Below are 13,983 nucleotides of genomic sequence, written 5' to 3' on the forward strand. Positions count from 1 at the left end.
GAGCCCGGCACCCCGTCCGCCCATACATAATTGATCACTGATATTTAACCGCGCCCTGCGCCCGCTCCCATGAACCCTCGCTCCTTTGCCCCGCTGCTCTGCGCCCTCTGGGTCGGCCTCACCGGGGTCGCCCACGCGGCCGAGGTGAGGTTCCAGCCGGTCGCCCCGGGCGTCTACGCCTTCATCGGTGAAAAGTCCGGCCGCACCCATGGCAACGAAGGCCTGAACGCCAACATCGGCCTGGTGGTCACGCCGGCTGGCGCGCTGCTGATCGACAGCGGCGCCAGCCTCCAGGGCGCCCAGCAGATCCAGGCGGCGGTGAAGCAGGTCACCGACCAGCCGGTGAAGTGGGTCATCAACACCGGCGGGCAGGACCACCGCTGGCTGGGCAACGGCCACTTCGCCGCCCAGGGCGCCGAGGTGATCGCGCACGCCAGCGCCCGGGCCGACATGCTCGCGCGCGGTGGCGACCACATCGCCAGCCTGAAGAACGAGCTGAAAGAGAAGCTCGACGGCACCGTGCCCACGCTGCCCACGCGCTGGCTGAGTGGCAGCGATGAGACCCTGAACCTGGGCGGCGTATCCGTTGAGGTGAAGCACCGCGGCGGCGCCCACACGCCGGGCGACCTGATGGTCTGGCTGCCGCAGCAGAAGCTGGTGTTCAGCGGCGACATCGTCTACGTCGACCGCATGCTGGGCGTGATCCCGGTCAGCCACACCGGCCGCTGGCTCGCGAGCTTCGCCGCGCTGGAGGCGTTGCAACCGGCGCGCATCGTGCCCGGTCACGGCGACGTGTGCGATCTACCGAAAGCCCAGACGCAGACGCGCAACTACCTGCAAGCCCTGCGCACGCACATGAAGCAAGCCGTGGAGAACGGCGACGACATCGGCGCCGCCATCAAGGCATTCGACGCCCAGCCGTGGATGACCCTGCTCAACGCCGCCGAGCTGCACCCGGGCAACGCGAGCCGCACCTACCTGGAGCTGGAGCGGGAGTGAGGCGGTTCAGGCCGCGTTCACCGGGATCACGCGGCGCGCCGGCTTCTCCGCCCGCGCCCGCAGCTGCCCACACCCGCCGTCCACGTCCTGCCCGGCCGACTGGCGCAGCTTGGTCAGGATGCCGCGGCGGTGCAGGTGGCGCGCGATCTCTGCCGCCTTCTCCCAGCTCGGGCGCTGGAAGGGCATGCCTTCGACGGTGTTGAACGGGATCATGTTGAGGATCGCGTACTTGCCCGTGAGCAGGCGCACGATGCCGTCCAGCTCTTCGTCGCTGTCGTTGATGCCGTCCAGCAGCGTCCACTGGTATTGAATGGGGTAGTCGGTGGCGCGGGCGTAGGCCTCGCCCGCTTCCACCAGCGCTTCCGGCGTCATGCGCGGTGCGCGCGGCAGCAGCTTCTCGCGCAGATCGGCTTTGGTCGTGTGCAGCGAGAGCGCCAGCGCGGGCTTGACCGGGCCTTTGGGCAGGGTCTCGAACACCCGCGGGTCGCCCACGGTGGAGAACACCAGGTTCTTGTGGCCGATGTTGCCGGCCGTGCCCAGCAGCTCGATCGCCTCCATCACGTTGTCGAGGTTGTGCGCGGGCTCGCCCATGCCCATGAACACCACCTTCTTCACCGGCCGCAGGCTGCGCGCCAGCGCCACCTGCGCCACGATCTCGGCGCTGCCCACCTGGCGGATCAGGCCGGTGGTGCCGGTCATGCAGAACACGCAGCCGACCGCGCAGCCGATCTGCGTCGAGACACACACCCCGTCGCGCGGCAGCAGCACGGTCTCGACCATCTGCCCGTCGGCCAGCTTCACCAGCAGGCGCTCCGAGCCGTCTTCGCCGGGGTGGCGCGATTCGATGCGCGCGAGCCCGGCCAGATCGGCCTCGATGGCGGGCAGCTCGGCGCGCAGCGTGGCGGGCAGGAAGTGTTCAATCTGCCGCTTGCCCGCCGTCTGCGGCAGGGCGTTGCTCCAGAGGCGGAGCACGCGGTGTTCATGTTTGGGCAGGGCGCCGAGCGCGCGCAGGCGCTCGCGCAGGGTCTGGATGCGCATGGGCTGGATTGTCGGGCATGGCCCCTGTTCAAACCGCCAGCAGCCGACGCAAGACGCCCTGCTGCGCCACCACGACAGCCAGACCCTGGCGGCGCAAAGCTGGGGCACACGCGGTGGCTGTTCAGCGACCGGCGGAGGCAGGCGAGGTGGCGATGAAGGGTCGGTTTGAAGCGCTGGACTGAAAGCCGATGCCACGGATGTGTGACAGCATCAACGCCATTGACCCAGACTTGCGAGAAACCCCATGAAAACCATCGACGAGATGCTGAACCTGGCCTTGTTGACCCCCGACGAACACCAGCAGATCAGCCGCTGGATCGCGCAGGCCGACACGCCCGATGAGATTCTGAAGATGCCGCCCTTGCTGTGGCGCGCCGTCGAACGGGCCAGCACGGTCATGGGCATCGACGAAGATCTGATGCGCCCGCCGGCGCTGGATGCGGACGACCTGGTTGGCCGATAGGCGACGCGCCGGGCGGTTGGCTGGCCGATTCACCGGCCAGGACGGTCGGGGCGGGCATGTTGCTCTTCGGCCAGGAGCGACCGACCCTCCGTCGCAGAAGCAGACGTTCAACGTTTGACATGAGGGGCGGGCAAGGGCGATAGTCCTTGGACGTCCCTCTCGATGGAAGGGTTAGGCGTCGCGCATGGCATAGCTCGGAACTGCATTTTTCGTTGGGTGACGCTACTGAAAAGCACACGAACCTCACCAGAACGTGCTGTGAGGCAGCGGGGGCTTGCACGACCTGCTTGGGTTTGCCTGGCGAGCATGCGCGAGACATGTGTGGCGGCTACTGATTGGCTACGGGTCATAGAAGCGAACTCTCGCGCGTATGTCGGCTTGCCTCTGATCGAGTTTCTACGAACGAATGTCATCGCCAAGCTCTGACTCGTATACCTCGGCCTCCCATTTGTACTTTCCGTATTGATCCTTGAAGTAGACGATGCAACCTGGTTGCCCGTCTGGGAAGGTCAATCCTTGATCAAGTTCTACAACATCGCCAACTTGCGGCGCACTTCCGTCTGCTGAACGGAAGCGCGTTGCTGGAATCTGCGCGATAAGTGGTGCCCGTTTTGTTTTCATCGACGCCTAACGTGATGTATCCCGCAGAACCTGCGGGATAAGCTGGGCGGTGCGGGATATTCTGGCCACTCAATTCCTCCAAAAACACAACCAAATCAACGTATTACGCGTGACATACCTGACTTTCATACAGGTATAAGTAAACCATGAAACCCGGCAACATCCCTCACTCCAGAGCGGGCCTAAAGGACGGTGCCCCGGGACGTGACAGGTAAGCAGCATGAAGTTGAAAGCCCGCATGGGGTCGAAACCCCATCCATCACCTGGGCGCCTGCCAGCGGCTGCGCGCAGCGCTGGGCACCGCATCACACACACTCCGCGTGATGGCCCATCCGCTTCTTGGGCGGCGTGTGCTGCGGGTCAGGACGGTGCCCCTTCGACGACACAAACCGGCGGGCAGACGGACAATGCGCGTCTTCAGGAGGCCCCACGATGAAATCCGTGTCCCACATCCAGCGCAACCCGCACGGCCATTGGGTCGGCGACGGTTTTCCGGTGCGCAGCATCTTTTCGTACAACGACAACCCGGCCGCGTTCTCGCCGTTTCTGCTGCTCGACTTCGGCGGTCCGACCACCTTCGACCCGACGACCAAACGGCGCGGCGTGGGGGCGCACCCGCACCGGGGTTTCGAGACCGTGACCATCGTCTACGAGGGCGAGGTCTCGCACCGCGACTCGACCGGCGCGGGCGGCACCATCGGCCCGGGCGATGTGCAGTGGATGACGGCCGCCTCGGGCATCGTGCACGAGGAGTTCCACAGCGACGCTTTTGCCCGCCGCGGGGGGCCGTTCCAGATGGTGCAGCTGTGGGTGAACCTGCCGGCGCGCGACAAGATGGCGCTGCCCGGTTACCAGGGCATCACCGCGGCGCAGACGCCCACGGTGGACCTGCCCGATGGGGCCGGCACGGCGCGCCTGATCGCGGGCTCGTTGCTCGGCGAGCAAGGCCCGGCCAAAACCTTCACGCCCATGCAGGTGTGGGACCTGCGGGTCTTGGCCGGCCACACCGTGGCCCTGCCCGCGCCCGAAGGCCACACCACGGTGCCGCTGGTGCTCAGGGGCCGGGTGAAGACGCAGGACGGCGCCGAGGCCACCGACGCGGAGATGATCGTCTACGAACGCGCGGGCGAGGGCGTGACGCTCACCGCCGTGACCGACACCACCCTGCTCTGGCTGGCCGGTGAACCGATCGACGAGCCGGTGGTGGGTTACGGGCCGTTCGTGATGAACAGCGAAGCGGAAATCCACCAGGCTTTTGCCGACTTTCAAAGCGGCGCCATGGGCAGGCTTTGACCACTCAACACAAGGAGAACACGATGCTGGAAATGGTGATCAACGCCCGCGCGGCCGACCTCGGCCACGGCCTGATGGTGCGGCGCGTGCTGCCTTTCGCGAAGCGCCGCAACGTCGGCCCCTTCGTCTTCCTGGACCACGCCGGCCCGGTGCCTCTGCCGCCGCACTACGACCGCGCCGCCGACGTGCGCCCGCACCCGCACATCGGCCTCTCGACCGTGAGCTACCTGCTCAGCGGCCAGATCACGCACCGAGACAGCCTGGGCACGCTGCAAATCATTCGCCCCGGCGAGGTGAACTGGATGACGGCCGGGCGCGGCATCTCGCACAGCGAGCGCTTCACCCACCCCGACTCGTATGCCGATGGCGGGCTGGAGCTGATGCAGCTCTGGGTGGCGCTGCCCGAGGCCGACGAAGAGTGTGACCCTGCGTTCACCCACTACCCCGCCACCGACCTGCCGGTGATCGAATCGGAGGGCGTGTGGATGCGCCTGGTGGCCGGCAGCGCCTACGGCGAGAGCAGCCCGGTGCGCACGCACTCGCCGCTGTTCTACCTGCACACCGAGTGGCAAGCCGGCGCCCGCAAGGCCCTGCCCGGCGGCCACCGCGAGCAGGCGGTGTACGTGGCCAAGGGCGAGATCGAACACGCGGGCGAGGTCTACCAGCCCGGCCAGTTGCTGGTGTTCGGCGACGACGTGGACGCGGTGATCACCGCGAGAACAGCCGCCACGCTGATGCTCTTCGGCGGCGAGCCGCTGGGCGAGCGCCACATCTTCTGGAACTTCGTGTCGTCTCGAAAAGAGCGCATCGAGCAGGCCAAGGCCGACTGGGCGGCCGGCCGTTTTGAGCTGCCGCCGGACGACAAGGACGAGTGGATTCCGCTGCCGGGTTGATGGCCAGTGGACAGGGTTGCCAGCCCCCAGAACAAGTTGGAACCGGTACGAGAGGAAACAAAGTCCTTCGGCGTGCGTGCCCCAACCCAGAACACGGCGGAACCGGCTCCGCCGGGCCGCTCGTGTTGCCCCCCTCAGGGGGGTGACGCCGCAGGCGGCGCGAGGGGGTAATAAGTCCTGTACCAGTCCACAAACCGCTGCACCCCCACCTGGAGGTCGGTGTCGGCCCGCACGCCAAAGCCCCGCTCCAGCGCGGAGGTGTCGGCCCAGGTGTCGGGCACGTCGCCCTGCTGCATGGGCATGAAGTTCTTGATGGCTTCGCGGCCCGTGGCCTGCTCCAGGCAGGCGATGAAGTCCATCAGCGGCACCGGGCCGTTGTGGCCCACGTTGAGCACGCGGTGGGCGGCCAGACCGTCCTGCGCCACCGGCGGCACGCCGGCCACCGCGAGCACGGCGTCGACCACGTCGTCCACGTAGGTGAAGTCGCGGCGCATCTGGCCGTGGTTGTAGACGTCGATGGGGCGGCCTTCGAAGATCGCGCGCACGAACTTGAAGATCGCCATGTCCGGCCGGCCCCAGGGGCCGTAGACCGTGAAGAAACGCAGCGCGCTCGCGGGGATGCCGTAGAGGTGGCTGTAGCTGTGGGCCATCAGCTCGTTGGCCTTCTTGCTCGCGGCGTAGAGCGAGATCGGCGCATCGGTCACCATGTCTTCGCGCAGCGGCATCTGGCGCGCCGCGCCGTAGATCGAGCTCGACGAGGCGTACACGAGGTGCTTCACCCCATGGTGGCGGCAGCCTTCGAGCACGGTCAACATGCCCGCGAGGTTGCTGTCGAGGTAGGCCATGGGGTGCTCCACCGAATAACGCACGCCGGCCTGCGCCGCGAGGTGCAGCACGATGTCGTAGCGCCCCTGGTCAAACAGCTGCGCGGTGGCCTCGCGCTCGGCGAGGTCGAGCCGGTGGAACACGAAACCGGGCCGCGCCTGCAGCAGCCTGAGCCGCGCCTCCTTGAGGCTGGGCTCGTAGTACGGGCTCATGTTGTCCACGCCGTCCACCGCCAGCCCGAGGTCCAGCAGGCGCTGGCTCAGGTGGAAGCCGATGAAGCCGGCGGCGCCGGTGATGAGGATGCGGGGGCGTGGCGCCGAAGTCAGAAGGTTCATGGCAAGACACCACGGATGTCGGGGCGGTAAACGAAACGTTGGGCACGGCTGGGCGCGGCACAGGCCGGGCGCATCGCGTCGGCACCGAACAGCACCCACTCGCGGCGGTGCGCCTCGCCCAGCGAGACGGCCTTGGCCACATCGAAACACTCAAGCTTCGCGTCGGTCGGCACCAGCAGCTGGCGGTTCGGCGCTTCGCGCATCCAGACCCAGGCGTTGCGCTCCTGCTGATCCAGCGGCGCGAGGTAGCTGAAGTGGGTCAGCGGGCGGTGGCTGAACAGCAGGAACTGTTCCTTGAAATAGATGAGGGCCAGCTCGGTGTTCGCCGGCAGCTGCCGCTCGACCTGCTCCATCATGTCCTGCGGCGTGCGGTAGGGGTCGACGCGCGGCCAGACCATGAGCGACACGAACACCCAGAGGACGAGGCTGGTCGCTGCCATGCGCACCAGCAGGTCGCGCCGGCGGATCACGATCAGCAGCACCAGCAGGGTCACGCCCATGGCGATCAGGGGTGTGGCAAGCGTGGCGATCGGCTCGGCGTAATCGGGCGCCTTGCGCAGCAGGCGCTCGGGCGAGAACGTCAACATCAGACCGAGGCCGCCGAGCGCTGCCGCGAGTGCGTACAGGAACCACTGGAAGAAGGCGCTGGTGCGAGCGCCCAGCCCCTGCGCTCGGACCTTGGCCCAGAGCACGCCCACCACCAGCGCCAGCATCGGCAGGGCCGGGAAGATGTAGACCTCTCGCTTGCCCGAGCTGATCGAGAAGAACAGCAGCACCAGGCCGACCCAGGCCAGCAGGACCTTGAGCCGGGGGTCGTCGCGCAACGCGGCGAGCAGCGGCTTGAAGAACACCAGCAGCAGCAGAGGCAGCGGGAACCAGACCGTCGGGATGGCCTGCGTGAAGAAGTAGTGCCAGGGCTTGACGTGGTGCCAGGCGTTGACGAAACGCTCGCCGGTCTGGCGGAACAGCAGGTCGTTGCGGTAGGCCACCATGGTGTCGGTGCCGATGCTGTGCACCTGCCAGAGCATGGGACCCAGCCACAGCGCCACCGTGGCCGCCATCACCAGCACGCCCGCCGCCAGCTTCCAGCGCCACACCGGCGCAGCGCCCTGACCGGCGTTCTTTGTCCACAACGCCAGCGGCAGCAGCATCAGCAGCGGCAGGAAGCCCACGCCCTTGGTCATGATGCCCAGCGCCATCGCGGCCCAGGCCGTGAAGTACCAGCCCCAGTGCGGGCCGGTGAAGAAATGGCGCAGCAGGCCGTAGCAGCCCAGCGTGATCCAGAAGGTCACGAGCGCGTCGATCTGGCCGGCCTTGCCCTGCAGCAGGAACTGCGGCGTGAACACCAGCACCAGCACCGCGAACAGCGCGGCCTGCGGGTTCCACAGGCGGCGACCGAGGTCGTGCACCAGCAGCAACGTGCCCACCGAGGCCAGCGCGCTCGGCAGCAGAAAGGACAGCTTGATGTTGCCCAGCAGCGCAAACGCCGCCGCGCTGAACCACATGAACACCGGCGGTTTGTCGGGGTAGGGCTCGCCCCCACGCGTGGGAAACAGCCACTGCCCGCTCTCGACCATCTCGCGCGCCACCTGGGCAAAACGCGGTTCGTCGGCGGGCCAGGGGTAGCGCAGACCGAGGCCGAGCAACAACACGATGGCGGTGGCGGCGAGCCAGAACAGCGCCTGCCGGCGCGCAGCGTCGTCAGTGGGCAGGGACATGCGGATGCTCTTTGCGGAACCGGTGCAGGCGTTGTTTGAAGCCGTGATGGTAGAGGTACAGACCCAGCCCGGTGGACAGCACCAGCATCACCAGGCTGACCCACAGCTGCGAACTGTCGTGCAGCGCAAAACCCGACCCCGCGTAGGCGAACAGCAGCATCTGCGGCAGGTAGCCCAGCAGGCTGCCGAAGAACACGGCGACCGGCCGCAGGTCGGACAGGGCCGCCGCGATGTTGGTCACGAGGTTGCTGCCCACGGGGATCAGGCGGATCACGCAGATCCAGATCCAGGTGTCTTCGGCCAGCACCGCCTTGATCAGCCCGATCTTCTGCGCGTGTTTCTGCCGCACCCACTCGAAGCCCAGCTTGTGCACCGCGAGCATGGTGAGCATCGCGCCGCAACCGGTCAGCAGCGTGCCGATCAGGCCGCCCTGCCAGCCACCGAACAGGAAGCCGCAGCTGAAGGCCAGCACCTGGCGCGGGCCGCCCAGCGCCGTGTAGACAACGGCGCCGGCAATGAACACCGGCCAGGCCAGCGCCCAGTGCCGCTGGAACAGCTGCTGCAGCAAGACCTCTTCGGTGACCGGCCCCCACCAGCCCAGGTGCAGGGACAGGAAGGCCAGCGTCAGGACCGCCGTGAGCAGCAGCGGCTTAGTGAGGCTTTTCATGCGCGGGGATGGACTGGACCTGCGCGATCACAGGGCGCTTGCCGCGCCGCGACAGCCACATCACCCCCGCCATGTCGACCAGGCCGACCCAGAGCCGGTTCCAGGCGTTGTACTTGGACACGCCCACGTGGCGCGCCCGGTGGTTCACCGGCACGACGCGGATCAGGCCGCCCAGCCGCAACACCAGCGCGGGCAGGTAGCGGTGCATGTGGTCGAAGTACGGCAGGCGCAGCCAGGTCTCGCGCGGGATCAGTTTCAGGCCGCAGCCGGTGTCGGGCACCTGGTCGCTCAGCAGCTTCTGGCGCACGGCGTTGGCGATGCGCGACTGGAATTTCTTCCACTCGGTGTCCTGGCGGTTCTTGCGGTAGCCGGCGATGCAGAAGTGCGCCGACTGCGACTCGGTCTCGCGCGCCGAGCGCAGCAGACCGGGCATGTCGGCGGGGTCGTTCTGGCCGTCGCCATCGATGGTGATGAGGTAGCGGCCGCGGGCCTGCAAGGCCGCGCTGCACAGCGCCGTGCTCTGGCCCACGCTGGCCTGGTGGCGCACCAGCTGGCCGGCCGCGCCCAGGTCGGTGCAGCTCTGCACGAACTCGTCGCCGGTGCCGTCGTCGCTGCCGTCATCGACCAGCACGATCTCGAAGGCGCACTCGGGGCGCAGCGCGGTCACCACCTCGTTCACGAGTTTGCCGATGTTGCCGGCTTCGTTCTTGGCGGGAATCAGCACCGACACCAGCGGGGCATCGCCCGTCTGCGCGGCGCCAGCGGCGTTCGCCGGGCGGGGGTCTGTCATTGTGGGTTCACCAGGGAGATTCGACGCACAGGGTGGGGCTGTGGGTCACACGGCGCAGGAAAGGCGCGAAAGCGAGTTTTGCGGACGATTCTTAAGAAGACCTTAAGTCGGCCCACACCAATCCGCTTATTTTCCCACGCGCGAGCACCGGGCGCCCCCTCACCAGCCCAGGCCGATGTGCAAAGGCAGGTACACCGCCATGCCCGACAAGATGGTGCCGAGCACGCTGCGCTGCCAGACGAACCAGGCCGCGCCCGCCACCGCAGCGAACAGGCGCGCGTCCTGCCAGGTCTGAACCAGGTGGCCCTGCGTCATCACGATCTCCGGGATCACCACGGCCGACAGTGCGGCGATGGGCGCGTACTGCAGGCCACGCTGCGCCCAGTGCGGCAGGCTCCAGGGCTTGCTGGAGAAGAAGAAAAAGCCGCGCGTGATGGCGGTGATGCAGCCCATGCCGAGGATGGTCAGCAGGGTCCAGGGATCGAGGTCAAACATGCTTCGCCCCCGGGGGTGGCGGCGACGCCTTCTCGATCACCAGGCAGATCGCCACCGCCGCCGCGATGGCCACCAGGATGTTGAGCCGCAGCGGCAGGGCCCAGGCCGCCACCGCCGCCGCGCCGGCCACGCCGGCCGAGACGACCCGCAGCTGCGAGCTCGCCAGCGAACACAGCAGGCCCAGCAAGGCCAGGATGCCGGCAAAACCCAGGCCCCAGGCGGTGGGCACGGCGTTGGCCAGCACCACACCGACCACGCTGGCGCTCATCCAGGCCACGTAGTTCACCGCGCAGTTGCCCGCGAGGTAGGCCTGCTGGCGCGCGATGCCGTCGGCGTCGGTGGCCACGTGCGGGTAGCGGCGCACGAAATACACGTAGGTCAGGTCACCGGTGTAGAAGCCGGTCACGATGCGCTGCCAGCGCGGCAGGTGCATCACATAGGGCCGCAGGTGGATGGAGAACACCACGAACCGCAGGTTGACGCAGAACGAGGCCGCCAGGATCACCCACATCGGCGCGCCCGCCACGATCATGGGCACGGCCGCGAGCTGCGCGCTGCCGGCAAACACGATCACCGTCATCAACAGGGCTTCGATCACCGACAACCCCGACTTGACCATGGCCACGCCGGTCATCAGGCCCCAGGCACCGATGCCCACGGCCACCGACGCCTGGTCGCGGAAACCTTCCCAGAATTCCGCGTGGCGGCGGTGTTCGGCCAGAAAAAACATCAGCCGGCGGCTTTCATGGCGGCGTCCAGCACCTGGCCGGGCACGAGCGGAAAGCCGCGCAGGAAATCCGCCGCCGGCAGCCGCTTGCCCCCGGCGCGCTGCAACTCGGTCAGCACCAGCACGCCGTCACCGGTCGCCACGCGGATGCCGTCGGCGCCCGCCGACAGCACCTGGCCGGGCACGCCCGCAGCGCCGACGCCGTCAGCGTGCACGGCCCAGACCTTGATCGCCTCGCCCGCCAGCGCCGTTGCGGCGCCCGGGGCCGGGTTGAAGGCCCGAACCCGCCGCCCGATCTCCTCTGCGGGCAGCGTCCAGTCGATGGTGGCTTCGGCCTTCTCGATCTTGTGCGCGTAGGTCACCCCCTCGACTGGCTGCTTTTCAGCGGCCAATCCGCCACAGGCGGCCAGCTCCAGCGCCTCGACGATCAGGCGACCGCCCAGCGTGGCCAACCGGTCGTGCAGGCTGCCGGTGGTGTCGTCGGCGCCGATGGCCAGCCGTTCCATCAGCAGCATGTCGCCGGTGTCCAGGCCCGCGTCCATCTGCATGACGGTCACGCCGGTCTGCACATCGCCCGCCTCGATGGCGCGGTGGATGGGCGCCGCGCCGCGCCAGCGCGGCAGGAGGGAAGCGTGGATGTTGAGACATCCCTTCACGGGCGCATCGAGCACCCACTGCGGCAGGATCAGTCCGTAAGCGGCGACCACCATGGCATCGGCTTTCGCGGAAAGAATGGCTTCGCGCGCGGCGGTGGCGTCCTCGGGGTATTTGCCGTCCAGCCGCAGGCTGCGCGGCTGCGCCACCGCGATGCCGTGTTCCAGCGCGCACTGCTTGACCGGCGACGCCTGCAGCTTCATGCCACGGCCAGCCGGTCGATCGGGCTGGGTCAGCACCAATGGGATCTCGAACCCCGCCGCGATCAGGCGCTCCAGCGCCACACGGGCGAACGCCGGCGTGCCGGCGAAGACCACACGCATGGCCGTCATGCCTTCTGCGCTTCGCGTTGCGATTTCAGCAACTTGCCTTTGATCCGGTTGCGTTTGAGCGGCGAAAGGTATTCCACGAACACCTTGCCCATCAGGTGGTCCATCTCGTGCTGGATGCACACGGCCAGCATGCCCTCGGCCTCGATCACGCGGCTGTGTCCCTCGGCATCCTGGGCCCGCACCTTCACGGCAATGGAACGCTCCACACCGTCGTAGATGCCCGGCACCGACAGGCAACCCTCCTCACCCTTGCGGGTTTCGGCACTGGCCCAGTCGATCACCGGATTGACCAGCACCAGGGGCTGGTCGCGCGTTTCGCTCACATCGATCACGACCAGGCGCTCGTGCACGTCCACCTGCGTGGCCGCCAGCCCGATGCCGCTGGCGTCGTACATGGTGGCCAGCATCCGCTCGATCAACACGCGAAGGCGGTCGTCAAACGCCACCACCGGTTTCGCCACGGTGTGCAGGCGTGGGTCGGGGTAACGCAGGATGGGGAGCAAATCGGGCGGGTTCATGGCAAAGGCGGCGACGCAGCGGTCGGGGTCTGGGCAAAACGATGGTCACGGCGAACGTGGCGCGGCCGTGACCATCGGGAGGGGTTTGTCGCTATTTTCGCTACTTTTCGCGGATCGCGTGGATGGCCACGTCCATTAATATTGCCTAATCAAGGGCTTGGGCGCAAAATCAAATGCGAATTGTCAAGACTTGAAGCGCCGTTTGTCCGGGTGACCGGGCACGGTTTTCGGCCAGATTGCGCCAGCCCCAGGGGCCCACACATGCCATTGAACACCCGCTCGTCCGCCCTCCCGTCCGCCTTCAGCCTGTCGCGACCCGTGGCTGGCGCCTGCGCGTTGTTGATCGCGATGGCCACCGGCACCGCCTGGGCGCAGAGCCAGACCGTCACGTCCGGACAGCGCGCCACCGCCAACCAGGTGGCCCAGACCGGGGTGCCGCTGTCCGAACTGGCGCCCAACGCGCCCGACAGCCACACGGTCGTTCGCGGCGACACGCTGTGGCGCATCTCCGGGTTGTTCCTGAAGAGCCCATGGCGCTGGCCTGAGCTCTGGGGCATGAACCTGGAGGAGATCAAGAACCCGCACCGCATCTACCCGGGTCAGGTGCTGTACCTCGACAAATCCGGTGGCCGCGCCCGCCTGAGCACCCGCCGTCCGGGCGAGGGTGACACGCCGACGGTGCGTGTGTCGCCACGCACCCGCGTCGAGAGCCTGTCCGATTCGGCGATTCCGCCGGTCAACATGCAGGCCATCGAATCCTTCCTGGCCGAACCCCTGGTGGTGGACGAAGCCACTTTCGCGCGCGCTCCCCGCATCGTCGCCACACCGGAAAACCGGGTGCTGCTCAGCCTGGGTGACCGCGCCTATGCCCGCGGTCAGTACGGCGACGGCGCCATCGCCCAGGAAGCACTGACGATGGAAGCGGGCAAGCCCCGCAATTTCCGCGTGTTCCGGAACGCGGTGGCGCTGAAAGACCCGGCCACGGGCGAAATCCTCGCCTACGAGGCCCAGTACATCGGCAAGGCGTTGCTGGTGCGCCCCGAAAGCCGTCGAGACATCGAGGCCCCGGCTTCGGCCCAGAAGCCCGCTGGCAAGGACGTCTACAAACCCACGTACGACAACACCGCGCACAACCTCGAGCGCGTGCCAGTGGCCGAGAAAGAGCCCGTCAAGCCGGCGGCGACCGGTGAGCTGGTGCCCGCCACCATCGACATCGTGAGCGCCAAGGAAGAAATGCGCGTCGGTGACCGCATGCTGCCCGAACCTCCGCGCGTGATCCCCAACTACGTGCCCCGCGCCCCGGGTCAGGCCCAGAATGGCCTGATCGTCTCGGTCTACGGCAATGCCGTCCGGTATGCCGCCCAGAACCAGGTGGTCGCCATCAACCGAGGCAAGGCACACGGCTTGGAAGACGGACATGTGCTGGCCTTGGTTCGAGATGCCAACACCCTGACCGACAAAACCGACGACAGCCGCCCTCAGTTGCGCCTCCCCGGCGAGAGCAATGGCCTGATGATGGTCTTCCGCACCTTCGACAAGGTGTCTTACGCCGTGGTGCTGAACATCCAGGACGGCGTCAAGATCGGCGACCGCTTCACCAACCCCTGAAGCGCGG

14 protein-coding genes are annotated in these 13,983 nt (G+C 67.5%); 5 read left to right on the plus strand and 9 right to left on the minus strand.

Going from position 1 to position 13,983, the window contains the following annotated elements:
* Positions 1-69 precede the first annotated feature (69 nt).
* A complete protein-coding gene (locus IM738_RS19975) occupies positions 70-999 on the plus strand; it encodes an MBL fold metallo-hydrolase (protein ID WP_236962784.1) in 930 nt (309 codons plus the stop codon).
* Between the two features lie 6 nt (positions 1,000-1,005).
* On the opposite strand, the gene IM738_RS19980 is transcribed toward IM738_RS19975, so the two are convergent.
* Complete coding sequence (locus tag IM738_RS19980; protein WP_236962785.1) at positions 1,006-2,037, minus strand: RNA methyltransferase; 1,032 nt, start codon at positions 2,035-2,037, stop codon at positions 1,006-1,008.
* Positions 2,038-2,281: 244 nt separating this feature from the next.
* On the opposite strand from IM738_RS19980, the gene IM738_RS19985 reads away from it, so the two are divergent.
* From IM738_RS19985 to IM738_RS19995, 3 genes are all read left to right on the plus strand, one after another.
* The gene (locus IM738_RS19985; RefSeq protein ID WP_236962786.1) at positions 2,282-2,500 is read left to right on the plus strand and encodes a hypothetical protein; all 219 of its coding nucleotides are present in this window, start codon (positions 2,282-2,284) and stop codon (positions 2,498-2,500) included.
* Between the two features lie 1,053 nt (positions 2,501-3,553).
* Complete coding sequence (locus IM738_RS19990) at positions 3,554-4,414, plus strand: pirin family protein (RefSeq protein WP_236962787.1); 861 nt, start codon at positions 3,554-3,556, stop codon at positions 4,412-4,414.
* A 23-nt stretch (positions 4,415-4,437) separates the two neighbouring features.
* Positions 4,438-5,307, plus strand: a complete 870-nt coding sequence (locus IM738_RS19995) for a pirin family protein (RefSeq protein WP_236962788.1) — start codon at positions 4,438-4,440, stop codon at positions 5,305-5,307.
* Positions 5,308-5,441: 134 nt separating this feature from the next.
* Here the strand turns inward: IM738_RS19995 and IM738_RS20000 are convergent, their stop codons facing one another.
* The 8 genes from IM738_RS20000 to def form a co-directional block, all read right to left on the minus strand.
* Positions 5,442-6,467, minus strand: a complete 1,026-nt coding sequence (locus tag IM738_RS20000) for an NAD-dependent epimerase/dehydratase family protein (RefSeq protein WP_236962789.1) — start codon at positions 6,465-6,467, stop codon at positions 5,442-5,444.
* Positions 6,464-8,185, minus strand: coding sequence for an ArnT family glycosyltransferase (locus IM738_RS20005; RefSeq protein WP_236962790.1), 1,722 nt, complete (start codon positions 8,183-8,185; stop codon positions 6,464-6,466). The genes IM738_RS20000 and IM738_RS20005 overlap by 4 nt, the downstream gene beginning before the upstream one ends.
* Positions 8,169-8,852: a TVP38/TMEM64 family protein gene (locus tag IM738_RS20010; protein WP_236962791.1), complete on the minus strand. Its 684-nt coding sequence runs from the start codon at positions 8,850-8,852 to the stop codon at positions 8,169-8,171. The genes IM738_RS20005 and IM738_RS20010 overlap by 17 nt, the downstream gene beginning before the upstream one ends.
* Positions 8,836-9,642, minus strand: a complete 807-nt coding sequence (locus IM738_RS20015) for a glycosyltransferase family 2 protein (RefSeq protein ID WP_236962792.1) — start codon at positions 9,640-9,642, stop codon at positions 8,836-8,838. Before IM738_RS20015 ends, IM738_RS20010 begins: the two co-directional genes overlap by 17 nt.
* Positions 9,643-9,801: 159 nt before the next feature.
* Positions 9,802-10,137 carry an AzlD domain-containing protein gene (locus IM738_RS20020; protein WP_236962793.1) on the minus strand — a complete coding sequence of 112 codons (336 nt, stop codon included), beginning with the start codon at positions 10,135-10,137 and terminating at the stop codon, positions 9,802-9,804.
* Complete coding sequence (locus IM738_RS20025) at positions 10,130-10,867, minus strand: AzlC family ABC transporter permease (RefSeq protein WP_236962794.1); 738 nt, start codon at positions 10,865-10,867, stop codon at positions 10,130-10,132. The genes IM738_RS20020 and IM738_RS20025 overlap by 8 nt, the downstream gene beginning before the upstream one ends.
* On the minus strand, positions 10,867-11,841 hold the full coding sequence (fmt, locus tag IM738_RS20030; RefSeq protein WP_236966370.1) for a methionyl-tRNA formyltransferase: 975 nt from the start codon (positions 11,839-11,841) through the stop codon (positions 10,867-10,869). Before fmt ends, IM738_RS20025 begins: the two co-directional genes overlap by 1 nt.
* 5 nt (positions 11,842-11,846) lie before the next feature.
* Positions 11,847-12,368, minus strand: a complete 522-nt coding sequence (gene def, locus IM738_RS20035) for a peptide deformylase (protein ID WP_236962795.1) — start codon at positions 12,366-12,368, stop codon at positions 11,847-11,849.
* 348 nt (positions 12,369-12,716) lie between these two features.
* On the opposite strand from def, the gene IM738_RS20040 reads away from it, so the two are divergent.
* A complete protein-coding gene (locus tag IM738_RS20040; RefSeq protein WP_236966371.1) occupies positions 12,717-13,976 on the plus strand; it encodes a LysM peptidoglycan-binding domain-containing protein in 1,260 nt (419 codons plus the stop codon).
* Positions 13,977-13,983 lie beyond the last annotated feature (7 nt).

The organism is Hydrogenophaga sp. SL48 (assembly GCF_021729865.1).
Taxonomy (GTDB): domain Bacteria; phylum Pseudomonadota; class Gammaproteobacteria; order Burkholderiales; family Burkholderiaceae_C; genus Hydrogenophaga.

Excerpts from the sequence above, each read along its gene's own strand:
- IM738_RS19975 (WP_236962784.1), top strand. The coding sequence starts at position 70 with ATGAACCCTCGCTCCTTTGCCCCGCTGCTCTGCGCCCTCTGGGTCGGC.
- IM738_RS19980 (WP_236962785.1), bottom strand. The coding sequence starts at position 2,037 with ATGCGCATCCAGACCCTGCGCGAGCGCCTGCGCGCGCTCGGCGCCCTG.
- IM738_RS19985 (WP_236962786.1), top strand. The coding sequence starts at position 2,282 with ATGAAAACCATCGACGAGATGCTGAACCTGGCCTTGTTGACCCCCGAC.
- IM738_RS19990 (WP_236962787.1), top strand. The coding sequence starts at position 3,554 with ATGAAATCCGTGTCCCACATCCAGCGCAACCCGCACGGCCATTGGGTC.
- IM738_RS19995 (WP_236962788.1), top strand. The coding sequence starts at position 4,438 with ATGCTGGAAATGGTGATCAACGCCCGCGCGGCCGACCTCGGCCACGGC.
- IM738_RS20000 (WP_236962789.1), bottom strand. The coding sequence starts at position 6,467 with ATGAACCTTCTGACTTCGGCGCCACGCCCCCGCATCCTCATCACCGGC.
- IM738_RS20005 (WP_236962790.1), bottom strand. The coding sequence starts at position 8,185 with ATGTCCCTGCCCACTGACGACGCTGCGCGCCGGCAGGCGCTGTTCTGG.
- IM738_RS20010 (WP_236962791.1), bottom strand. The coding sequence starts at position 8,852 with ATGAAAAGCCTCACTAAGCCGCTGCTGCTCACGGCGGTCCTGACGCTG.
- IM738_RS20015 (WP_236962792.1), bottom strand. The coding sequence starts at position 9,642 with ATGACAGACCCCCGCCCGGCGAACGCCGCTGGCGCCGCGCAGACGGGC.
- IM738_RS20020 (WP_236962793.1), bottom strand. The coding sequence starts at position 10,137 with ATGTTTGACCTCGATCCCTGGACCCTGCTGACCATCCTCGGCATGGGC.
- IM738_RS20025 (WP_236962794.1), bottom strand. The coding sequence starts at position 10,867 with ATGTTTTTTCTGGCCGAACACCGCCGCCACGCGGAATTCTGGGAAGGT.
- fmt (WP_236966370.1), bottom strand. The coding sequence starts at position 11,841 with ATGCGTGTGGTCTTCGCCGGCACGCCGGCGTTCGCCCGTGTGGCGCTG.
- def (WP_236962795.1), bottom strand. The coding sequence starts at position 12,368 with ATGAACCCGCCCGATTTGCTCCCCATCCTGCGTTACCCCGACCCACGC.
- IM738_RS20040 (WP_236966371.1), top strand. The coding sequence starts at position 12,717 with ATGGCCACCGGCACCGCCTGGGCGCAGAGCCAGACCGTCACGTCCGGA.